20 protein-coding genes are annotated in these 21594 nt (G+C 37.3%); 16 read left to right on the forward strand and 4 right to left on the reverse strand.

Annotated features, from left to right (window positions below; translation table 11 throughout):
* Positions 1 to 3 precede the first annotated feature (3 nt).
* The 4 genes from BVC88_RS00950 to BVC88_RS00965 all read right to left on the reverse strand — a co-directional run bounded on the left by BVC88_RS00950 (position 4) and on the right by BVC88_RS00965 (position 3519).
* A complete protein-coding gene (locus BVC88_RS00950) occupies positions 4 to 1428 on the reverse strand; it encodes a pyridoxal phosphate-dependent decarboxylase family protein (RefSeq protein ID WP_075348770.1) in 1425 nt (474 codons plus the stop codon).
* A 5-nt stretch (positions 1429 to 1433) separates the two neighbouring features.
* On the reverse strand, positions 1434 to 2192 hold the full coding sequence (locus tag BVC88_RS00955; RefSeq protein ID WP_075348771.1) for an SDR family NAD(P)-dependent oxidoreductase: 759 nt from the start codon (positions 2190 to 2192) through the stop codon (positions 1434 to 1436).
* 89 nt (positions 2193 to 2281) lie between these two features.
* Complete coding sequence (locus BVC88_RS00960) at positions 2282 to 2824, reverse strand: YfiT family bacillithiol transferase (RefSeq protein ID WP_075348772.1); 543 nt, start codon at positions 2822 to 2824, stop codon at positions 2282 to 2284.
* Positions 2821 to 3519, reverse strand: a complete 699-nt coding sequence (locus BVC88_RS00965; protein ID WP_075348773.1) for a ComF family protein — start codon at positions 3517 to 3519, stop codon at positions 2821 to 2823. The genes BVC88_RS00960 and BVC88_RS00965 overlap by 4 nt, the downstream gene beginning before the upstream one ends.
* 81 nt (positions 3520 to 3600) lie before the next feature.
* On the opposite strand from BVC88_RS00965, the gene BVC88_RS00970 reads away from it, so the two are divergent.
* The 16 genes from BVC88_RS00970 (at position 3601) to BVC88_RS01045 (ending at position 21587) form a co-directional block, all read left to right on the forward strand.
* Positions 3601 to 3948, forward strand: coding sequence for a carboxymuconolactone decarboxylase family protein (locus BVC88_RS00970; protein WP_075348774.1), 348 nt, complete (start codon positions 3601 to 3603; stop codon positions 3946 to 3948).
* A complete protein-coding gene (locus BVC88_RS00975) occupies positions 3945 to 4304 on the forward strand; it encodes a hypothetical protein (protein ID WP_075349409.1) in 360 nt (119 codons plus the stop codon). Before BVC88_RS00970 ends, BVC88_RS00975 begins: the two co-directional genes overlap by 4 nt.
* A 3-nt stretch (positions 4305 to 4307) precedes the next feature.
* Positions 4308 to 5069 carry an exodeoxyribonuclease III gene (locus BVC88_RS00980; RefSeq protein WP_075348775.1) on the forward strand — a complete coding sequence of 254 codons (762 nt, stop codon included), beginning with the start codon at positions 4308 to 4310 and terminating at the stop codon, positions 5067 to 5069.
* 40 nt (positions 5070 to 5109) lie between these two features.
* Entirely contained in the window at positions 5110 to 5511 is a 402-nt protein-coding gene (locus BVC88_RS00985; RefSeq protein WP_075348776.1) for an ATP-binding protein, read from the forward strand.
* A gap of 1 nt (position 5512) precedes the next feature.
* Positions 5513 to 5950: an rRNA maturation RNase YbeY gene (gene ybeY / locus BVC88_RS00990; RefSeq protein WP_075348777.1), complete on the forward strand. Its 438-nt coding sequence runs from the start codon at positions 5513 to 5515 to the stop codon at positions 5948 to 5950.
* 65 nt (positions 5951 to 6015) lie between these two features.
* Positions 6016 to 7881 carry a tRNA uridine-5-carboxymethylaminomethyl(34) synthesis enzyme MnmG gene (gene mnmG / locus BVC88_RS00995; RefSeq protein ID WP_075348778.1) on the forward strand — a complete coding sequence of 622 codons (1866 nt, stop codon included), beginning with the start codon at positions 6016 to 6018 and terminating at the stop codon, positions 7879 to 7881.
* A 1-nt stretch (position 7882) separates the two neighbouring features.
* A complete protein-coding gene (locus BVC88_RS01000) occupies positions 7883 to 8782 on the forward strand; it encodes a class I SAM-dependent methyltransferase (RefSeq protein WP_075348779.1) in 900 nt (299 codons plus the stop codon).
* Positions 8779 to 10425 (forward strand): Ig-like domain-containing domain, encoded by a 1647-nt coding sequence (locus BVC88_RS01005; RefSeq protein WP_075348780.1) that lies wholly within the window; start codon positions 8779 to 8781, stop codon positions 10423 to 10425. The genes BVC88_RS01000 and BVC88_RS01005 overlap by 4 nt, the downstream gene beginning before the upstream one ends.
* A gap of 471 nt (positions 10426 to 10896) precedes the next feature.
* Entirely contained in the window at positions 10897 to 12645 is a 1749-nt protein-coding gene (locus tag BVC88_RS01010; RefSeq protein WP_075348781.1) for an AMP-dependent synthetase/ligase, read from the forward strand.
* Positions 12646 to 12906: 261 nt separating this feature from the next.
* Positions 12907 to 13377, forward strand: a complete 471-nt coding sequence (locus BVC88_RS01015) for a MarR family winged helix-turn-helix transcriptional regulator (RefSeq protein WP_075348782.1) — start codon at positions 12907 to 12909, stop codon at positions 13375 to 13377.
* A gap of 222 nt (positions 13378 to 13599) precedes the next feature.
* Positions 13600 to 16005 (forward strand): 3-hydroxyacyl-CoA dehydrogenase/enoyl-CoA hydratase family protein, encoded by a 2406-nt coding sequence (locus tag BVC88_RS01020; protein WP_075348783.1) that lies wholly within the window; start codon positions 13600 to 13602, stop codon positions 16003 to 16005.
* 46 nt (positions 16006 to 16051) lie between these two features.
* Positions 16052 to 17227 (forward strand): acetyl-CoA C-acyltransferase, encoded by a 1176-nt coding sequence (locus tag BVC88_RS01025; RefSeq protein ID WP_075348784.1) that lies wholly within the window; start codon positions 16052 to 16054, stop codon positions 17225 to 17227.
* A gap of 79 nt (positions 17228 to 17306) precedes the next feature.
* Positions 17307 to 17669: a four helix bundle protein gene (locus tag BVC88_RS01030; protein ID WP_075348785.1), complete on the forward strand. Its 363-nt coding sequence runs from the start codon at positions 17307 to 17309 to the stop codon at positions 17667 to 17669.
* A gap of 44 nt (positions 17670 to 17713) precedes the next feature.
* Entirely contained in the window at positions 17714 to 19507 is a 1794-nt protein-coding gene (locus BVC88_RS01035; RefSeq protein WP_075348786.1) for an acyl-CoA dehydrogenase family protein, read from the forward strand.
* A gap of 131 nt (positions 19508 to 19638) precedes the next feature.
* A complete protein-coding gene (locus BVC88_RS01040) occupies positions 19639 to 20652 on the forward strand; it encodes a DUF3500 domain-containing protein (RefSeq protein WP_075348787.1) in 1014 nt (337 codons plus the stop codon).
* A 542-nt stretch (positions 20653 to 21194) separates the two neighbouring features.
* Positions 21195 to 21587, forward strand: coding sequence for a response regulator transcription factor (locus BVC88_RS01045; protein WP_075348788.1), 393 nt, complete (start codon positions 21195 to 21197; stop codon positions 21585 to 21587).
* Positions 21588 to 21594 lie beyond the last annotated feature (7 nt).

Raw genomic sequence — 21594 nt, forward strand, 5'->3', positions numbered from 1 at the left:
GGGTTATTGTTTGGATAAAGTTTGTTGTAATTGCTCTAACAATAAACTCCATGCTTTTTGGATATGTTTTTCGGTAACGTCAGTTTGACCAATAACCCATCTAATCACATATTTTCCATTTAGTTTGGTATGCGAAAAAAAAGCTTCTCCAGTGGCATTCACTTGATTCATCCAAGCCTCATTGATTTGATTTTCTTTTTCTAGAGAAAGACCTTCTGAAAAATATCTAAAACAAATGGTGTTGAAATTTACCGGAGCCAAAATTTCCAGTTTATCCTCATCCTTTATCCAAGATTTGGCTTTCTGAGCAAGTAAAAGATGGATTCTCAACTTTTCTCTCAAACCCTGCAGCCCATAGGACCGAACTACAAACCATAATTTCAATGCTCTAAACCTTCTTCCCAACGGAATCCCCCAATCTCGGTAGTTATTCACTTCCTCATCTAATTTGGTTTTCAAATATTCCGGAGTCATGGAAAATGTGTTGACTAAATACCTCGGCTCTTTTAAGTACATGATCGTGCAGTCAAAGTTTGTGAACATCCACTTGTGTGGATTGAACACATAGCTATCTGCGAGTTCGTGTCCTTTGATTAATTCTTGGAATTCAGGCAAGATCAAAGCTGTTCCTGCAAATGCCGCATCTATGTGATGCCAAATCTTATATTTCTGAGTGATTTGGGAGATTTTATCAATCGGGTCCACAGCGGTAGAACTGGTAGTTCCCAAGGCAGAGACAACACAAAGTGGATGAAAACCGTTTTCCAAGTCTTCTAAAATAGCTTTTTCCAACTCCTCTGAAATCATTGAAAAATTTTCATCAACAGGGATTCTCACCAGATTATTCAATCCAATCCCTGCTATTTTTAGTGCCTTATCAATTGAGGAATGCACATGCGAAGAGGAGTAAACCCGAAATTTTTCATTACCCTGAAATCCATTTTCATTGATTTGATAGTTGGTTGCCTTTTCTCTAGCCGCCAATAAAGCGCTAAGCGTGGCTGTGCTTGCAGTATCGTGAATACACCCTTTCCAGGTTTTATCAATGCCTTTGGCATCTCGAATCCAGTCACATACTCGTTCTTCCAACTCAGTGGCAGCCGGCGAAGTCAACCAAGACATGCATTGAGCACCAAGGGTGGACATAAGCATTTCTGCTAGAATCGAAGGTTCAGAATTATTTGCAGGAAAATATCCGAAAAAAGCAGGATGTTGCCAGTGAGTCATCCCAGGGACGATGATCTCTTTAAAATCTTCTAAGATGGCATCAAATGACTCTCCCTTTTCAGGTGCAGAATCAGGAATTTGATCAAAAATAGCTCTAGGTTGGATCTGCGGAGTAACCGGATAATTTTCTTTCTGAATAAGATAATCAGCCATCCAATCCACCAATTCGTGTGCTCTTTTTCTAAATTCTTCTTTTTCCATGGGGTTTAGTGGACGTATGATCCCGCATTTATATCAATTGTCGCTCCAGTAGCATGATCTGCAAGACCCGAGCATAATAAAGTTACCATAGGTGCAATATCCTCAGGTCTAGTAAGCTCTGGAAGAGCAATATCATTTAAAGCAAACTCTTCACCGTATTCAGATAGGATCTCATCGGCCATGTCAGTCCGAGTGAAACCCGGTGCAATTACAAAAGCCTTTATTCCAAGTTTGCCATAATGCCTAGCTATAGTCCGGGTGATGCTTACAATAGCTCCTTTTGAAGCTGCATAAGCGATGTAGTCTGTCGTATCACCTCTAAATGCTGCTCGAGAAGAAATATTGACAATTCTCCCACTATTTTTTGATTTAGCCTGATCCACAAACTCCTTACATAATATCGCCAGTGAAGTCGTATTTACCGCCATGGTCTCATCCCAGATTTGGAGCCATTCGGAGGTAGGAAGCGTATCCGGAGCTGATCTAGAAATTCCCGCATTATTTACTATGGCTGAGATAAAGCCATATTTTTCTACTAACCTTGGAATAAAGCCTTTTACTTTCAAGGGATCAGATAGGTTACATGGGGCAAGGATTGCTTCATTTTTCATTTCTGATAAAAGTAATTCCGCTTCTTTTTGATTGCGGTTATAATGAATTATCACTTTTGCTCCAGATTCAGAAAGCTGTTTCGCAATAGCTCTACCAATACCTCTTGAGGCACCAGTTACAAGGATCAGTTGATTATTGAGAGAAATATTCATATTCAGCCCTTTGGGATTAGTTGGATTCTATTGACTTTGGCTATTCCAGTCAGTTGGAGTTCTTTATTTTCACTTGAACTTGAAAAAAATCAAAATTTCCCTTCACTTAAACTTGGAAGATGTACATGTGCCAAATGATGCTTGGAATGCCAAGTATACATCAAAGTAACTTCCGCCAATGTTTGGCTTCTCTTTTTTTCTGGGTGAAAATATGTTTTCTGGAAGTCTTCATTAGTCATGGATTGAAGTAATACGACCCACTTAAAATGTACGGCTTTGATGATTGCCATAGAAGAATCTATAGCAAGAGAGGCATCAGCGAGATTTGCCCAAGCGCTTTCATCGTAGGGCTTGATCGTTGGATTATCTTCCGTCAAGGCCAATTTGAATCTACTAAAGGCATTCATATGACTGTCTGCGACATGGTGAATCACTTGTTTGATCGTCCATCCTCCAGGTCTATATGCCATGTCTAATTGTGTTTCAGACATTTTAATTACCGAATCAGCTAGATACGAGGGAAAATCCCTCAAATATTCTATTGATTCTTGAATTTGATTGGAAGTGATGGTTTCTGGTACTGAGAATTTTCCTATCGGAAACTTCAAATGCTCGATGTCAATGTTTGTCATATTTTTCCTCCTGCTGCTAAAGTGATCAAATCTACAGTTTTTGCCTTATTTCTCAAGAGCTCATTTGCGCAGGCACAAAGCGTAGCACCGGTAGTCATGACATCATCTACAAGCATTATCGACTGATTATCAATATTTTTGCCATCCGAAAATCGGAAAACATCATCAACATTTGACATTCGTTCCAATCTACTTTTTTTGGTTTGGGTTTCCGTATATTTTTCACGTTCCAATAGATTCTGAAGAGGTATTCCTAATTCTTTACTTAAGCCTTTTCCAAATTCCTCGCTTTGATTATACCCTCTCCGTTTTAACTTTAAAGGGTGGAGAGGCACAGGAACAATCACATTCCAGCGATTTTTTAATTGGCTTTCTACTAATATTCTGCCGTACAAAACACCAAGCTCTTGGGCCAACTGAGGCTTATTTCTATATTTTAATTGATGAAGAAGCTGCTGACTTTTACCTTCTTTGGTGAATTTCAGAAAAGCCATGGCGAGTTCAATTCGACTCAATCCTCGAACTTTATCAATAAGGTCATTATCAGAACCCCTTAAATGATAACTCGTAACAGGTAAAAGGCCAATACATACAGAACAGAGGCAATTTTCTCGATCAAAAAGGGTTTGACCACACAAATCACAATTCCTAGGGAATATCAAATCCAGAAAATCTTTTATTAAAAATAAACGCATTGCTAAAAAGGCTTGTTGTACACTCCTAAGGACAAATAGGTGGTATATTTGCATCCTACAATTTCCTAAACAGTTAATTTAATGAATCTTATAGAGGAATTCAATGCGTACCGCAGCAAAATGAATGAAAGTATTCTAGCTGCAGATAACAAAGTAATTAAAAGGTTTTTTAATCTAGACACAAACGCCTATGCTGCTGGTGAGCTGGAAGTAAAAACCAAAGAAATGATTGGTTTGGCATGTTCAATGGTTCTCCGTTGTGATGATTGTATCAAGTATCATTTGGGAAAATGCCACGAAGTGGGAATAAATAAGGAAGAAATCTTTGAAGTTTTCTCTATTGCAACACTTATTGGAGGATCAATTGTAATACCTCATTTGAGAAGGGCGACTGAATATTGGGAGGAATTAGAAAAAGTAAATCAATGAAAAAAGATCTTGAACTGGAAAAACGCTGGGGAAAATTGCTGGATGGCTTAAAAGAAACCATTGGAAAAAAACCTGCAGACTTAAATGGCGTTCTCTTTCTTATAGGGGTTCAAGAGCTTGGACAAGGAACCAAAACGTTCAGTAAAGAGCAAAAACAAGATTTATTACATATTGCTGTCTGCAAAGTCCTAAGTTTAGCAGGATTTTACGAACTTGATTTCATCGATCAAGACGGTTGGCCGCATTGGAATTTAATAAAGGAGTTACCACATTTTGATCTATTAGATCAAGAGAAGCTCCTGAAAATCCAAGTTTTAGATTATTTTGAAAAAGAGTATCAAATAGAAATCAACTAAAAGGTGAAAATCATCTCATATAATGTCAATGGAATCAGGGCCGCTATGAATAAAGGCTTTGTGGATTGGTTAAGGCAAGAAAACCCAGATATCATTGGTTTACAAGAGGTTAAAGCAGAATTAAATCAAATTGACCCAACTATATTTGAAGACTTAGGGTATGAATTATATTGGTATCCAGCAGTGAAAAAAGGATATAGCGGAGTGGCAATCTTGACTAAAATAAAACCAAAGTCCATTAAATACGGAATGGGATTATCAAAATACGACGATGAGGGTAGGTTAATTCAGGCGGAGTTTGAAGATTTCTCTTTTATCTCATCTTATTTTCCATCAGGAACTACCGGAGACATAAGGCAAACCTTCAAATATGAATTTTTGGATGACATTTCTGGGTATTTGCAAGATTTGAAAAAAGAGAATGCAAATCTAATCGTTAGCGGAGATTATAACATTTGCCATAAAGCAATTGATATTCACAATCCAATATCAAACAAAAACAGTTCAGGATTCTTACCTGAAGAAAGGGCTTGGATGGATCAGTTCACTGATCTAGGATTCATTGATAGTTTCAGACATTTCAACCCAAACCCTCACCAATATACCTGGTGGAGTTACAGAGCAAATTCAAGAGCGAAGAATCTTGGGTGGAGGATTGATTATCATATGGTATCTAGTGAAATGCAAAACAGATTAAAAGGAGCTGTAATTTTGCCAGAAGCAAAACATTCAGATCACTGCCCAATACTTCTAGAAATAGATTAAAAATTAGACAACAAGCAACAGGTTTTTCCATATAATCATGATGAAGACTATAAAAATTTCAATTCCTTCTTTAATAGAGAACATAAAAATAATTGAGAGTTTCATTGACAATGCCAAAGAAAGCTTTGAGATAAACGATGATATCTATGGAAACATCATGATTTCAGTGACAGAATGCATCAGCAATGCTATAATTCACGGAAATCAAAATGACAAAAATAAACTAGTCCATTTAGAATTAAATGTGGAAAATGACACTCTAAAATTCACTATTGAGGATGAAGGTATTGGTTTTGATTCCAATGAATTAAAAGATCCAACTGCACCGGAAAACATTGAGAAAACTGGAGGCAGGGGAATTTTCTTAATAAAACATTTATCTGATGATGTGAAATTTGAAGAAAATGGAAAAAAGACAATTTTATCTTTTTACATGATTTAAGATGGCAATAAATTTTTTTTCTGAAGACACATCATTCCAAGTTAAGCAAAAACTCAAACGGAAGGAATGGCTAAAAGAAATCACATCCCTTGAATCCTATAAAATTCTAGATTTAAATTACATTTTCTGCTCAGATGAATATCTGCATAAAATAAACTTACAATATCTAGATCATGATACTTATACAGATATAATCACATTTGACAATTCGGAACATATTGGAAAAATAGAAGGCGATATATATATAAGTATTGATCGGGTTAAAGAAAATGCGAAAGATCACAAAGTAGATCAAGAAACAGAATTAAGCAGGGTGCTGAGTCATGGCTTATTCCACTTATTGGGATATAAAGACAAAACAAGTAGCGAATCTAAAAAGATGCGAGAGAAAGAAGAGTTTGCAATATCCTTATATAAAAAAATTAACTGTTCCACGTGAAACAGTTAAATAAGAAATTATAATAAGACTACGTGTTTCACGTGGAACAGTAAAGACAAAAGAAAATGTTTCCAATATATGATGTTATAGTTGTCGGAGCGGGACATGCCGGATGTGAAGCTGCACATGCAGCAGCAAAGATCGGGGCCAAAGTCCTTTTATGTACAATGAACATGAACACTATTGCACAAATGTCTTGCAATCCCGCCATGGGAGGGGTAGCAAAAGGCCAAATTGTGCGAGAAATTGATGCGCTAGGAGGAATGTCTGGAATTATTTCAGATAAATCTATGATTCAATTCCGAATGCTAAACCGTTCAAAAGGTCCTGCAATGTGGTCGCCAAGAAGTCAAAACGACCGAATGAAGTTTGCGGAAGAGTGGAGACTTGCGCTAGAACAGACTCCAAACGTAGATTTTTGGCAAGAAATGATTACAGGAATACTAACCAAAGATGGCAGAGCAGTAGGAGTAAGGACAGGGATTGGAATTGAAATAAGATCAAAATCAGTTGTTTTAACCAATGGTACATTCTTAAATGGGATAATTCATATTGGAGAAAAGAAATTCGGAGGTGGCAGAACAGGGGAATCAGCATCAAAAGGTATAACTGAACAGTTGGTAGAGTTAGGCTTCGAGTCCGGTAGAATGAAAACAGGAACTCCACCAAGAGTAGATGGCAGAAGTTTGGATTATTCCAAAATGGAAGTTCAGTACGGTGATGAAAAACCTGAAAAATTCAGCTATGACGATAGCACAACCCCATTAAAAGAACAAAGAACATGCTGGATTACCTATACCAACAAGGCTGTTCATTCGAGTTTAGAAGAGGGTTTTGATCGATCTCCAATGTTTAATGGAAGAATTCAAGGATTAGGTCCAAGATATTGCCCATCTATAGAAGACAAAATCAATCGATTTGCAGAGCGTGATCGTCATCAGATATTCGTAGAACCAGAAGGATGGAATACAGTAGAAATGTACATCAATGGGTTTTCAACATCACTTCCGGAGGATATCCAGTATAAGGCAATGAGACAAATCCCTGGATTTGAAAATGCTAAAATGTTTAGACCTGGATATGCGATAGAATATGATTTCTTTCCACCAACTCAACTTCGATTAACATTAGAAACACAGCTGATTGAAAATCTGTACTTCGCAGGACAGATAAATGGTACAACAGGATATGAGGAAGCTGCATCTCAAGGCCTAATCGCAGGAATAAATGCTGTACTTAAAGTACAAGAAAAAGATCCATTTTTGCTTAAAAGATCCGATGCTTACATCGGTGTCTTGATTGATGACTTGATTAACAAAGGTACAGAAGAACCGTACCGAATGTTTACTTCAAGAGCTGAATTCAGATTATTACTTCGCCAGGACAATGCTGATTTAAGACTGACTCCTATGGGTCATCAAATCGGATTAGCCTCAGATGAAAGATTGGAGAAAGTAATAATCAAAAAAGAAAATACAGCCCGATTAATCAATGATCTAAAGCAGAAAAAAGCAGAACCAATCATTTTCAATGCAGGCTTAGAATCATTAAATTCTGCAACCATTAAAGAAAAGGTTTCTCTTGAACAATTGCTTAAGAGACCTCAAATTGGTATTCAAGATTTAATGAAAATAGATTCAGAAACATCTGTGTACCTGAGTAAGTATGCCAAAGATGAATTAGAGCAAGCAGAAATTCAAATTAAATACGATAGCTACATCGATAAGGAGCAGCAGATGGTTGAGAAATTAAGCAACATGGAGAATTATAGGATTCCTATACAATTTGACTATCTCGCTATCACCGCACTATCGGCAGAAGGAAAACAAAAACTGAGCAAAGTAAGGCCAGAAACACTCGGTCAAGCTTCCCGTATCAGTGGAGTTTCCCCAGCAGACTTATCCATCATCACGGTTTATTTAGGAAGATAAAATGATAGAAAGGCTTACAAAATGCCCACTCTGCAAAAGTGGGCTTTTTCTTAACTCAAAAGAGGTAATTGACCATGCAGTTAGCAAAGAGTCTTTTATTATATGTAAGTGTACTTCCTGTGATATTCTTTTTACCAACCCTAGACCAACCCAAGAGGAAATATCCAAGTATTATGATTTTCCTGAATACTATTCTCACAATGATTCACCAAAAGGAATTACTCAATACATTTATAACAAGATAAGATCAATTGCTATAAAGGGAAAAATCTCACTACTTACAGAATTAAAACCAAAAAAAGGAAGTCTTCTTGACTTTGGCTGTGGTACAGCAGAGTTTATTTATCAGGCAGAGCAAAAGGGTTGGAAGGTAACCGGCATAGAACCCAATACAAAAGCAAAAGAACAAGCATTAACTAAACTAGAAAATCAGATTCATTCAAATTTAGACGGACTAAATAAAAATGATCGATTTGATCTAATTACTATGTTTCATGTTCTAGAACATGTACATGAGTTAAGAAAAACGGTAAAAAAGATTATAAAACACTTAAAATCAAATGGTTATATAATTATTGCTGTGCCAAATCCAGCAAGCTTTGATGCGGAAGTATACCGTGAAAAGTGGGCAGGTTGGGATGTACCAAGGCATCTTTACCACTTCACTCCAAAATCTATCGAATCCTTCCAAGAAATCTTTGACCTTGAATTGATTGATCAGAAGAAGATGCCTTTTGACAGTTATTATGTATCTCTCTTATCAGAGGGATATAAGGCTCCACAAACCTCAATGCTATCAAAATACTGGAAAGCAATAAAAACTGGATACAAATCAAATAGTCTTGCAAAAACCCAAGGCTCCAATTATTCTAGTAACCTTTACATTTTCAAAAAGAAGTGAGATACTTACCTTTATTTATACTAATCTTATTAATATCATCTTGCGCAAAGCAAAGCACCCCATTGGGTGGCCCAAGGGATGAAGACCCACCTGTTTTGCTCGAATTAATCCCCAAGAACGAATCCTTAAATATTAAGCCAGAAAAAATTACCCTTGTTTTCGACGAATACATCAAACTTGATAATGCTAATAAAAACATCATAATCACCCCCCGAATCAATAAAGATGAGCTTATAATTTCAGCTTTGAAAAATTCAGTAATTATAGAACTTAATCAGGAATTAGAGGATAGTACAACTTATGTTTTCAATTTTCAAAAGTCTATTCAAGATCTTTCCGAAGGTAATTCCGCTGAAAATCTAAAGCTTGTTTTCTCTACAGGTACAACCATAGATAGCCTTACTTTTTCCGGAAAAACAAACATTTATTTTCCAGACCCAAGGGCTCCATACGAAGATATCATAGTAGGATTATATCCTTCAAATGATACAACTGATGTTTTTACTGCACCACCTTACTATTTAACACAAGCAGACAGTATTGGAAATTTCAAGATCACCAACATCAAATCTGGAGACTATAGAGCATATGCTTGGAAAGATGATAACAATTCTCTTAAGGCAGAATTTAAATCTGAATCATTCGATTTTTTACCAGATACAATAACAATAGATCAAAATATTGAAGATATAAACTTCAATTTGTCCAAAGGTGATCAGACGCCTATCAGAATATTAAGATCATCAACAAACGCAAGAGGCTACGACATTATCTATAATAAAACACCTGTGGAGATAAGCATAGAGTCAGCAGGTTTAGGCCAAAAAATATTTTACACGGAAGGAGATAAAAGAATAAAGCTTTATGCCAAAGAAGCATTAGCAGACAGCATTGCAACAAAAATTTCACTCAAAGATTCTGTAGGAAATAGAACAGATTCATTGATCTATGCAAAGTTTGAAGAATCAGAAAGAAGAAAGGATGAGTTAACCATCAGCCCTAACTCAGGTAAAAGCTTCTATAGGGAATTAGCTATGGAATTAACCTTTAATAAACCTCTCCAATCCATACTTTACGACTCACTGTACCTATCTTATGATACAGCATCAGTCATTCAAATCATACCTACCATGATTTCATTTATTGATTCAATGAGAATGGATAAAATGAGGATTAACATGACGATTCCAGACTCAATACCAATGCAAATATTCACATTGAATGCAAAGGACTCAACATTCTTGGACATAGAAGGTGTTTACAATGAGAAAGAACTCAAAGCAAACTATAAAAAATTGAGGCTTGAAGAGCTTGCTGATGAAATATCAGGAAGCATAGATGGTGCAGAAGGACCATTTATAGTCCAACTCATCAATAAAAATGAAATCAAGCGAGAGGAATTCATCAATAATGGGAATACGTTTTCTTTCAGACTTGTCGAAGCAGGTATCTATCAAATAAGAGTAATCGCAGATTCAAATGGAAACAAAAGATGGGACCCTGCCAATTTTTCAGAAAACCGCTTAGCTGAACAAGTATTCTATTTTTTAGATGAAGAAAACAGCCAAGACATAACGATTAGAGCTGGCTGGACCGTACCGGATCAAATCATAAAAGCAAGTCCCAAAACAGGCAAAAATTGAAAAATCCTTGTTGTGAATAAGTAACGAATCAGGTGTGGATATCTTCATGCTTAAATAAATAAAGACAAGAGTTACCAACAATGAAATTATAGAAAATGAACAACCCATCTTAATTGGGGATATCTACAGTTTTATACACATAATAAAATCAAGTAATCAACAATCAAATAATCAACAGATATAAACCCTTCGAAATCCACGAAAAATTAGATTATCAAGTAAAAAACAGATATTCAATTACTTAAATGTGGAAAAGATCTTGATAAGAAGTGGGAATACAGATAAAAAGCAATTAAAAACGTGGACAATTACAAAAAACAATGTTTTCAACAAATCCACAGTCTTAATAATAATAAAAGGAATTTTTTTAAAAAATCTTATTTCAACTATTATAAATAAGAGCTGTGGATAAACCTTTGTTTTTCGAGTTTGCTTTGGTAATATTAAATATCATCCCAAACTAACCTAAGAATGGAATTAACCCGATTATTTGATCTTATACCTTATCAGATTGCTAATTTTGATAAGGAAATAGCATTGGCAAAAAAGGAGAATGGATCTTGGACAAACTTTTCTTCAAGAAAAGTCAAAGAGATCGTAGATAAACTGAGCTTGGCATTTATTGAGCATGGAATTCAACCAGGAGATAAAGTAGCTCTGATTTCTAACAATTGCCCTGAATGGAATTTTGTTGATATCGCTTTGCAGCAAATGGGTGGAATATCGGTTCCAATGTATCCGACTATTACTTCTTCCGATTATGAATACATATTCGACCATGCTGAAGTAAAAATGATTTTCGTTGGTGATCAGGAAATCTTTGATAAAGCTAAAGTTGTATCAGGAGATCGAGTGATTGTTTCTTTTGATAACATTGCCGGGACAATACCATTTTATGAATTTGTTGAAAAGGGGGCAGGTGGAGATTTACAGGTTCTTGAAAATTCCAAGGCTGCAGTTAAGCCCGATGATTTATTTACTATAATCTATACCAGTGGAACCACAGGAAGGCCAAAAGGAGTAATGCTAACGCATCATAATGTACTTTCGAATGTTCTTCAGGTTGGAAAAATTTTTACACCTGAAAAAGGCACATCTCGTGTTTTAAGTTTCTTACCTCTTTGTCACATTTATGAGCGATCTGCTTCTTTTGCCTATATGGTCATGGGTTACTCTGTATACTATGCAGAAAGCATGGAGGCCATTGGTGAAAACCTCAAAGAAATTAAGCCTCATATATTTAATACTGTACCTAGATTACTGGAAAAAATTTATGATAAGATTGTAGCTAAAGGCTATGAATTAACCGGGATAAAAAAGAGTTTATTTTTCTGGGCGTTAAATCTTGGGCTGAAATATGATCCTGCAAAATCAATGGGAGGTTGGTATGATTTCCAACTCAAGCTTGCAAATAAGGTAATATTCAGTAAATGGCGAGAGGCCTTGGGTGGAGAGGTATTACAGATTAATTCTGGAGCCTCTGCATTGCAACCCAGATTAGCTAGAGTATTTTGGGCTGCAGGAATAAAAGTTTGCGAGGGTTATGGATTGACAGAGACTTCTCCCGTGATTTCCGCTTCCATCTGTAATTTCGAAGAAATTAGAATCGGATGGGTAGGTAAACTCATTGAGGATATTGAAGTTAAAATTGCTTCAGATGGAGAAATTTTGGTCAAAGGACCAAATGTGATGAAAGGATACTACAAAGAGACTGAATTAACTGCCGAAGCATTAAAAGATGGCTGGTTCCATACCGGAGATATTGGAGAGCTAGATGGCCCTTATTTAAGGATTACCGATCGGAAAAAGGAAATGTTTAAAACCTCCGGAGGAAAATACGTAGCGCCTCAGGTAATGGAGAATAAGTTTAAGGAGTCAAGCTTGATTGATCAACTAGTAGTCATTGGTGAAAACAGAAATTATCCGGCTGCTTTGATTGTCCCAAGTTTCGAAGGGTTAAAAGAATATTGTAAGCATAAAGGAATCCCTTATACCACAGATTATGAAATGATTAAAAAACCTGAAATCATTGAGAAATATGATCGTGAAGTAGAGAATGCAAATAAGTTCTTTGCAAAATGGGAACAGGTAAAGCGTTATAAACTACTAAGGAATTCATGGTCAATTGAAACCGGTGAATTGACTCCTACCATGAAACTTAAACGAAAGGTAATTCATCAAAAATATGAAACAGAAATTGAAGGAATTTATCAAGGTTAATTCATCTGTTTGCCAATTTGATTATTAGTATTCATAATTTGATCCTGATCAAAAAGAGTACTTTATTCTGATTTTCTTGTTTTATCTTTAATTTATTCTGAATACTCTCTTTTCAAGCATATTTGAAAGGAGAGTATTTTGTTTTTTAGATAAATTCAACTTTTTATTTGTGATGCATGCATAACTTTTTTCTTATTTAGTATGCATGCATACAATATTTTTTCTAAATTAGAAGACTAAAAATCCAAGGATTATTAAATAATGAAGCGCGAAGAAACAGTCGATTACCATATTAAAAGCTCATGGCATGCAATATCCCGCATGTACAATCAGCAGGCTGCTGAAGAAGGTTTTACTACTGCAATTGGTTTTGTGTTGATTAATATTAATTCTAAAGAGGGAACGCCAGCAACCAAAATTGCTCCTCAGATTGGATTGGAAACCAGAAGCCTCACTCGAATGCTGAAAACCATGGAGGAAAAGGGTCTTATTTTCAAAAAACCCGATCTGGTAGATAAGCGTTCTGTTAGGATTTACCTCACTGAAGAAGGGAAACGAAAAAAAGAAAGATCTATAAATACAATTCGAGAATTCAACGAACAAGTGAGGTCAGTTGTATCTCAGGAAGAATTGAATGTATTTTTCTCCGTTTTCCAAAAAATCCAAGGTGTAATAGATCAAGTACAAACTGAAAAGAATATTGATCTGCAAAAAGCAATTATAGAATTTTAAACTAGACGGCATCAAGCCATAGACTATCAAAACCCAAAAAATGAAATCGAGCATAACTATACAGTCACACACAGGGATGATTATATCGGATGCGAGATTCCATATGACCTTTAAAAAACAAATTATATACAGATGAAATCGAGCATGACGATAACGTCACACAGTGGGATGATTATTCGAAATGTGAGATTCCATGTGGCCAAATAGAAAAATTATAAACACATGAAAAGAACCATTAAAAAAGTTGCCGTTTTAGGCTCAGGAGTAATGGGATCCAGAATCGCCTGTCATTTTGCCAACATTGGCATTCAGGTACTTTTATTGGATATCGTTCCTTTTGAACTTACCGAACAAGAGCAGAAGAAAGGACTTACGAAAGAAAGTCCATTAGTAAGAAACCGAATTGTTGAGACTGCACTTCAAAACACATTGAAGTCAAATCCATCAGCGATCTACGATAAGACATTTGCGTCTAGAATCACAACAGGAAATTTTGATGATGATCTTTCAAAAATCAAAGATTACGATTGGGTAATTGAAGTTGTAGTAGAGCGCTTGGATATTAAGCAACAGCTTTTTGAAAAAGTTGAAAAATATAGAAAGCCAGGAACTTTGATCACTTCAAATACTTCAGGAATTCCAATGCACTTGATGTGTGAAGGGAGAAGTGAAGATTTTCAGGTGAATTTTGCAGGTACCCACTTTTTCAATCCTCCGAGATATTTGAGATTATTGGAGATCATTCCTGGTCCAAAGACAAATCCAGAAATCATCGATTTCTTGATGGAATATGGAGACAAATTCCTAGGAAAAGAAACCGTCCTGTGTAAAGATACACCAGCATTCATCGCCAATAGAATTGGAGTATATGCGATTATTTCTGGAATGCACGCCATCGAAAAAATGGGTTTTGGCGTTTCCGAAGTAGATAAATTGACAGGCCCAGTAATCGGAAGAGCAAAATCAGCAACTTTCCGAACCATGGATGTTGTCGGGCTGGATACGACTGTAAATGTCGCTAACAATCTTTACAAGGCATTGCCACATGATGAGTCAAGAGATAAATTCAAGCTTCCCAAAATTGTTGAAGTTCTTTACAATAACAAGTGGTTTGGAGATAAAACCGGTCAGGGTTATTTCAAAATGATCCGTCATAAAGATGGAACCAAAGAGCTCAAAGAACTTGATTTCAATACCTTCGAATACAAGCCTGTTGAAAAACCAAAATTCAAAGCACTCGAAGCTTCCAAAGAAATTGAAGACTTAAAGAAACGAATCAAGTTCCTGGTGAATTTTGATGATCGTGCAGGTGAGTTTTATAGAGCCTCTTTTTACGATCTATTCAAATATTGTGCTCACCGAATTCCTGAGATTTCAGACGAACTGTATCGAATTGATCAAGCAGTTAGCGCAGGATTTGGTTGGGAGCTCGGACCATTTGAAACATGGGATGCATTAGGAGTTCGAGAAACTGTTGAAAAAATGGAAGCAGCTGGAGAACCTGCAGCTAAATGGGTTCACGAAATGCTTGATGCAGGCCATGAGTCTTTTTACAAAGTAGATGGTGGAAAAAAGATGTACTATGATATTCCCACCAAGTCTTTTGTAGAGATACCTGGTATCGAAGATTTCATCATTTTGGATACCCTGAAATCAGCTGGAAAGAAAATCTGGGGTAATGCCGGAGCTTCTGTCTATGATATGGGTGATGAGGTGATCGGATTGGAATTTCATTCCAAGATGAATTCGATGGGACAAGAAGTCATTGAGGGAATTAATACCGCGATTAGCATGGCAGAAAAATCCTACAAAGGATTAGTAATAGGAAATGAAGGAGGAAATTTCTCTGCAGGTGCCAATTTAGCAATGCTATACATGTTTGCAGGTGATCAGGAATTTGATGAGATCAATATGATGATTGCGCAATTCCAAAATACCATGATGCGAGCACGTTTCTCATCAATTCCTGTGGTAGTCGCTCCACACAATATGGCTTTGGGTGGTGGTTGTGAATTGTCACTCCATTCTGACCATATTCAGGCACATGCTGAATTATATATGGGATTGGTTGAAGTTGGAGTAGGATTGATTCCTGCCGGTGGTGGAACCAAGGAAATGACCTTGAGATTTTCAAACAGGACGATTGAAGGAGATGTGGAAGTAAATCAACTTCAGGAATACTTCATGAATATTGCTACTGCGAAAGTTTCCACTTCAGCTGAAGAGGCAAAAGCATTGGGTTACTTGAGAAAAGATGATGGGATCACGATCAATAGGAAACGCCAATTAGCAGAGGCAAAAGCTAAGGTTTTGGATCTACACGCATCAGGATATACGCAGCCGATTCAGCAAACAAATATTAAAGTATTGGGAAAAACTTCGCTGGCACTATTTGAAGCAGGGATCACCGGTATGCGCTATGGCGCTTACATTTCAGAGCATGATGCATTGATTGCTAGAAAACTTGCTTGGGTGATGTCTGGAGGAGACTTATCTTCTCCAACCTTGGTTTCCGAGCAATATTTATTGGATCTCGAGCGGGAGGCATTCTTGAGTTTGACCGGAGAAAAGAAAACCTTGGAACGAATTCACAGCATTCTTTTTAAAGGTAAACCACTTAGAAACTAAGGACTCAAGTAATTCAAAATCCAATTACCAAAAATTAAAAAAAACAATGGAAGCATATATAATCAATGGATATAGATCAGCGGTAGGTAAAGCAAAAAAAGGAGGCTTTAGATTCTATCGCCCTGATGATTTGGCTGCAGATGTCATTAAGCATTTGATTGCAAATACACCTGGTCTAGAGACTAAAATGGTCGATGATCTGATCGTGGGTAATGCAGTCCCGGAAGCAGAGCAAGGAATGCAAATGGGCAGAATGATTTCACTTTTAGCTCTTGGGATTGATAATCCAGGGTTTATCATCAACCGTTATTGTGGATCTGGACTTGAAGCTATTGCATTGGCAGTAGGAAAAATCAAGGCAGGAATGGCTGACTGCATTATCGCTGGGGGTACAGAGTCCATGTCCTTAGTTCCGATGATGGGATATAAAACCGCATTGAACTGGAAAATTGCTAAGGAGCATCCTTCTTATTATTTAAGCATGGGATTGACTGCAGAAGAATTGGCCAAAGAGTATGAAATCACAAGAGAACAAGCAGATGCATTTTCTGTAAAGTCTCATGAGAAAGCTTTGGCAGCAATTGCCGCTGGAAAATTCAAAGATGAAATCGTTCCAGTGGAGGTGGAGGAAACTTACCTAGACGAAAAAGGGAAAAAGAAGACCCGCAAATACATCGTAGATACTGATGAGGGTCCAAGAGCTGGAACTACAATGGAGGCTTTGGCGGGATTGAGACCTGCTTTCAAAAATGGAGGTCAAGTCACTGCAGGTAATTCTTCTCAGACTTCAGATGGAGCATCTTTTGTCGTAGTGATGTCTGAGCGAATGGTCAAAGAATTGAATCTAGATCCAATAGCAAGAATGATGTCTTACAGTGTGGCTGGAGTGGATCCTCGAATCATGGGTATCGGACCAAAAGAAGCCGTTCCAAAAGCCTTGAAGCAGGCTGGACTTAAACTGAATGATATTGAATTAATCGAGCTTAATGAGGCATTTGCTGCGCAGGGACTTTCGGTAATAAAAGCACTGGATATGAATCCTGATATCGTCAATGTGAACGGTGGAGCAGTCGCTTTAGGTCATCCACTAGGATGTACCGGAGCAAAGCTTTCAGTTCAGATTTTCAACGAACTGAGAAGACAAAACAAGAAATACGGCATGGTCACTGCCTGCGTAGGTGGTGGTCAAGGTGTGGCAGGGGTTTATGAATTATTGAAATAAGTATCAAGACATAAGACGCTAGACTTGAAACCTAGCGCTAGTCTGTCAATTTGATTGTTCCATTTCAGCTATTTCAATCATGCACAACTACAAAGAATTATTTGTCTGGAAAAAAGCAATTAAACTATGTGCTTACATATATAAACTCACTGCCGATTTTCCTAATGAGGAAAGATTTGGCCTGATTTCCCAGATGCGAAGAGCTTCTATTTCTGTCCCTTCAAATATTGCAGAAGGCGGAGGAAGAAGAACAAATAATGAATTTGTGCATTTTCTTGGTGTAGCTCATGGTTCAATTTGCGAACTGGAAACTCAACTCTATGTTAGCTTAGAATTAAAATTTACTGAATACAACAAAACAGATTTTATAATATCTGAAATAAGCGAAATACAAAAAATGCTGTATGCCTTGATTCTTAAATTCGACCCTAAATCGAACTAGATCTTAAGTCTTACATCTCTTGTCTAATATCTTAAATTAATAATATGGCAACGCTAACAAAATCAACACAAGGAGGAGAATTCCTCATTAAAGACGTCCTTTCAAGTGACATTTTTATCCCTGAGCAATTCACAGAAGAGCAGCGAATGATGGCTCAGGCCTGCCAAGACTTTATCGATACTGAGATTACTCCAAATATCGAGGAGATTGACAGTATGAAGAATCCAGATTTGGTCCCTTCCATTTTTAAGAAGGCAGGAGATCTGGGTCTTTTGGGAATTACCGTTCCTGAGCAATATGGTGGAATGGGAATGAGCTTCAACACCTCGATGTTAATTGCTGACATTATCGGTGCAGCAGGATCTTTTTCCACGACTTATGGAGCACATACAGGTATAGGTACTCTTCCAATCTTGTATTATGGAAATGAGGCTCAAAAGTCAAAATACCTTCCCAAACTGGCGGTAGGTGAGTGGGCAGCATGTTATTGTTTGACAGAACCAGATGCTGGTTCGGATGCAAATAGCGGTAAAACCAAAGCAACTCTATCTGCTGATGGCAAACATTATTTGCTAAACGGTCAGAAAATGTGGATTTCCAATGCTGGTTTTGCAGATTTATTTATTGTCTTCGCCAAAATTGAAGATGATAAAAATCTGACGGCATTTATTGTGGAGAAAACATTTGGTGGAATTACCATGAATGAGGAGGAGAAAAAGATGGGTATTAAAGGCTCGTCTACCCGTCAGGTATTCTTCAATGATTGCCCGGTTCCAGTTGAGAATATGCTTTCTGAAAGACAAAATGGATTCAAGATCGCAGTTAATATTTTGAACATAGGACGTGTGAAGTTGGGGGCAGGCGTTCTTGGTGGAGTCCGTACGGTTACTTCTCTTGCCACTCAGTATTCTACAGACAGAAAGCAGTTTGGCGTAAGCATTAATACGTTTGGCGCAGTGAAGGCGAAGCTGGCTGAAATGGCAACCAGGACATTTGTGACGGAATCACTTTGCTACCGGGCAGGTCAGGATATCGAAGACCAGATCAACTCTTTGATCGCTGGAGGAATGGATGAGACAGAGGCAAAATTGAAAGGCGTGGAAGCTTTTGCGATGGAGTGTGCGATTGCAAAAATTCATGGTTCAGAGGTTTTAGATTATGTAGTAGATCAGGGTGTGCAGGTCTATGGTGGAATGGGATATTCTGCAGACGCTCCTATGGAAAGAGCTTACCGTGATGCCCGAATCGCTCGTATTTATGAGGGAACAAATGAAATCAACAGAATGCTAATGGTTGGGATGCTATTGAAGCGTGCTATGAAAGGGGAGATTAATCTTTTCGAACCGGCAATGGCTGTATCAGCAGAGCTAACAGGAGTACCTTCTTTTGAGTCTATAGATACTTCTGAGCTTTTCGCAGCAGAAAAAGATGTATTGAAAAAGCTTAAGAAAGTATTCCTAATGGTAGGCGGAAAAGCAGCCATGGCTCTTCAGGATAAAATTGAGGATGAGCAGGAAGTAATGATGAACTTGGCGGATGTGATGATTGAAATCTATGCCTCAGAATCTGCACTTCTCCGAGCTGAAAAGCTGGTGGGAATGAATGGGGAAGCTGCTTGCAAGAATCAAATCGCAATGGCTCAGGTTTACCTTTCTGAAGCTGTAGACAAAATTGCCATGGCAGCGAAAGAGGCCATTGGTAGTTTCACCAAAGGGGATGAGCAGAAAGTTATGCTGATGGGTTTAAAGCGATACACAAAGGCAGATTTGGTTGATACCAAGACGCTTAGAAGACAAATTGCTGACTATATGATTGAGAAGGGCAAATATCCTTTTTGATAAATACAGGTTAATTATTTAAGCCTCCGATTATTAAAATCGGAGGCTTTTTGCTTTATTATGAGTAGATTAAAAAAAATATTTTTTTAATCTGATTGTCCCTTCCATCATTTTGATAAACCCAAGAAGAAATGAAAAAGGCTTTAATAATTTTAATTCCAATCCTGCTGCTGATAGCTTTTGCTTTTCAAAGGATTGAAAAAAGTGATCCCACATCCGATTTTATTGATTCTCTAAGCCCAGAACAGCGTAAGAAAGCAGTCTTGGATTTTGAAGATCAGAGAAAGTTGGATTGGCATTTTTTTCCAAGCACCATGTTTTTGCGTGAAGGAATTCCTCTTGATGAGCTAAATAGTCTCCAACTGGACAAACTTGAAAAACTCATGCTTACTTTTCTTTCGAAATCCGGTTATGAAAAAGTTGAAAAAATTAAAGGACTGGAAGACGTATTGCGCACTATTTCAGGTGATTCAATCATGCGTGATCCAGGGAAATATTTTACCACTTTTTATGGTGATCCCACAAAGGACCAAGTCTGGGCGATGTCATTTGAAGGGCATCATGTATCCTTGAATTTTACTGTTGTGGACGGCAAGGTTTCTAGCACTCCACGATTCTTAGGGGCAAATCCGGCAATGATACCAGAAGGTCCAAGAAAGGGTGATAGGACACTTCAAGAAGAGGAAGATTTAGGATTTGATTTGATCAACTCATTTTCAGAAGGGCAAAAGCAGAAAGCTATTTTTCAAGAGGAGTCATTCAAAGATATTGTCTCCTTCAATATTCCAAAAGTAGATCCTTTTGCGCCAGTGGGGATTCAGTATTCAGAATTGGACGTAGAACAGCAAAAGAAATTGATGCGGTTGATTGATGAATACTTGAATACCATGCCTAAGAAATCGGCAATCGAAAGGAGGAATAAAATAATGGAGGAAGATCTAAGCGATATATATTTTGGGTGGGTTGGTGCTTTAAACCTAGGATCAGCTCATTATTACAGAATACAGGGTAAATCATTCTTGGTGGAATTTGACAACTCTCAAAATAAAGCAAATCACATACATACTGTATGGAGGGATTTTGATGGGGATTTTGGAAGGGATCTTATTCATGAGCATCTGCAGTCTTCCCCACACCATCAATAATAAGATGATATTGCTCTAAAAAACTTGGTACTGCAGATTTCTGTTCCAGATTTAAATCACTAACTTTCTTTTAATCCGATGGAGAAGAAAGCGGATGATTTTATCCTTTTCTCATTTAATCCATAATTCATGGCAAAGCAACCAGAAGGTAAACCTAAGGACGACAAAACCAAGGCTACCAAAACCCTGAAAGAAAAAAGAGCCGATAAGGCCGCTAAAAAAGAGAGCAAGAAAAATTATTAGAATTAATGGTACGAGTATAAAGGGAAGTCTAAAGCTTCCCTATTTTTTTGTCTTACTGAGAGCCTCTCTTTCTATTTTTTAAAAATTAGCCTTCCATTCATCGGAAGAATCTCACAACTGATCGCCATTACTACCTTGTTGGTCTAATAAAAAGGGCCAGCGAGAAGGCTATTGGTAGTTTTGAATCAGAAATACAACAAAAAACCAATGAAATCGAGCATGACTCAAGAGTCACACACTGAAATGGATATTAGCCATGCGAGATTCCAGAAGACCCTAAAAAATCAAACAATAAAAAGATGAAAACAATATTATTAATTGAAGATCACGATTTGATGAGATTATTTCTTGTCAACTACCTCAGTTCAGAATATGAAGTGTACAGTGTAGCTACCATTAAGGAGGCCAACGCTTGGATTAAATATCAACATGCGGATTTGATTTTGGCAGATTTTCCAAGAAATGAGGATACGCTGGAAATGAACAGACTTCAGGCTCAGATTGAAGGATCACAGACCAATTTGGTTGTATTGACTGATCAAGATAAAAGCGAGCAGCGAATCAAAGCACTGCAATGGGGAGCTAAAGATTGCTTGAGTAAACCTTTCAATCCCGTGGAGTTAAAACTTCGCATCAAAACCCAACTTCCAACTCAATTCTCAATGGGACAACAGTTTCGTCCTGTCGCTTAATTCTATC

Source organism: Algoriphagus marinus (assembly GCF_001936475.1).
In the GTDB taxonomy this organism is placed as follows: Bacteria; Bacteroidota; Bacteroidia; order Cytophagales; family Cyclobacteriaceae; genus Algoriphagus; species Algoriphagus marinus.

What these genes read in the sequence shown, in the direction of transcription:
- BVC88_RS00970 (WP_075348774.1), top strand. Translation starts at nt 3,601, where the DNA reads ATGAATCTTATAGAGGAATTCAATGCGTACCGCAGCAAAATGAATGAA.
- BVC88_RS01040 (WP_075348787.1), top strand. Translation starts at nt 19,639, where the DNA reads ATGAAAAAGGCTTTAATAATTTTAATTCCAATCCTGCTGCTGATAGCT.
- BVC88_RS01020 (WP_075348783.1), top strand. Translation starts at nt 13,600, where the DNA reads ATGAAAAGAACCATTAAAAAAGTTGCCGTTTTAGGCTCAGGAGTAATG.
- BVC88_RS01015 (WP_075348782.1), top strand. Translation starts at nt 12,907, where the DNA reads ATGAAGCGCGAAGAAACAGTCGATTACCATATTAAAAGCTCATGGCAT.
- BVC88_RS01000 (WP_075348779.1), top strand. Translation starts at nt 7,883, where the DNA reads ATGATAGAAAGGCTTACAAAATGCCCACTCTGCAAAAGTGGGCTTTTT.
- BVC88_RS00960 (WP_075348772.1), bottom strand. Translation starts at nt 2,824, where the DNA reads ATGACAAACATTGACATCGAGCATTTGAAGTTTCCGATAGGAAAATTC.
- BVC88_RS00955 (WP_075348771.1), bottom strand. Translation starts at nt 2,192, where the DNA reads ATGAATATTTCTCTCAATAATCAACTGATCCTTGTAACTGGTGCCTCA.
- BVC88_RS01035 (WP_075348786.1), top strand. Translation starts at nt 17,714, where the DNA reads ATGGCAACGCTAACAAAATCAACACAAGGAGGAGAATTCCTCATTAAA.
- BVC88_RS01010 (WP_075348781.1), top strand. Translation starts at nt 10,897, where the DNA reads ATGGAATTAACCCGATTATTTGATCTTATACCTTATCAGATTGCTAAT.
- BVC88_RS01025 (WP_075348784.1), top strand. Translation starts at nt 16,052, where the DNA reads ATGGAAGCATATATAATCAATGGATATAGATCAGCGGTAGGTAAAGCA.
- BVC88_RS01030 (WP_075348785.1), top strand. Translation starts at nt 17,307, where the DNA reads ATGCACAACTACAAAGAATTATTTGTCTGGAAAAAAGCAATTAAACTA.
- BVC88_RS01045 (WP_075348788.1), top strand. Translation starts at nt 21,195, where the DNA reads ATGAAAACAATATTATTAATTGAAGATCACGATTTGATGAGATTATTT.
- BVC88_RS00985 (WP_075348776.1), top strand. Translation starts at nt 5,110, where the DNA reads ATGAAGACTATAAAAATTTCAATTCCTTCTTTAATAGAGAACATAAAA.
- BVC88_RS00975 (WP_075349409.1), top strand. Translation starts at nt 3,945, where the DNA reads ATGAAAAAAGATCTTGAACTGGAAAAACGCTGGGGAAAATTGCTGGAT.
- BVC88_RS00950 (WP_075348770.1), bottom strand. Translation starts at nt 1,428, where the DNA reads ATGGAAAAAGAAGAATTTAGAAAAAGAGCACACGAATTGGTGGATTGG.
- mnmG (WP_075348778.1), top strand. Translation starts at nt 6,016, where the DNA reads ATGTTTCCAATATATGATGTTATAGTTGTCGGAGCGGGACATGCCGGA.
- BVC88_RS00965 (WP_075348773.1), bottom strand. Translation starts at nt 3,519, where the DNA reads ATGCGTTTATTTTTAATAAAAGATTTTCTGGATTTGATATTCCCTAGG.
- ybeY (WP_075348777.1), top strand. Translation starts at nt 5,513, where the DNA reads ATGGCAATAAATTTTTTTTCTGAAGACACATCATTCCAAGTTAAGCAA.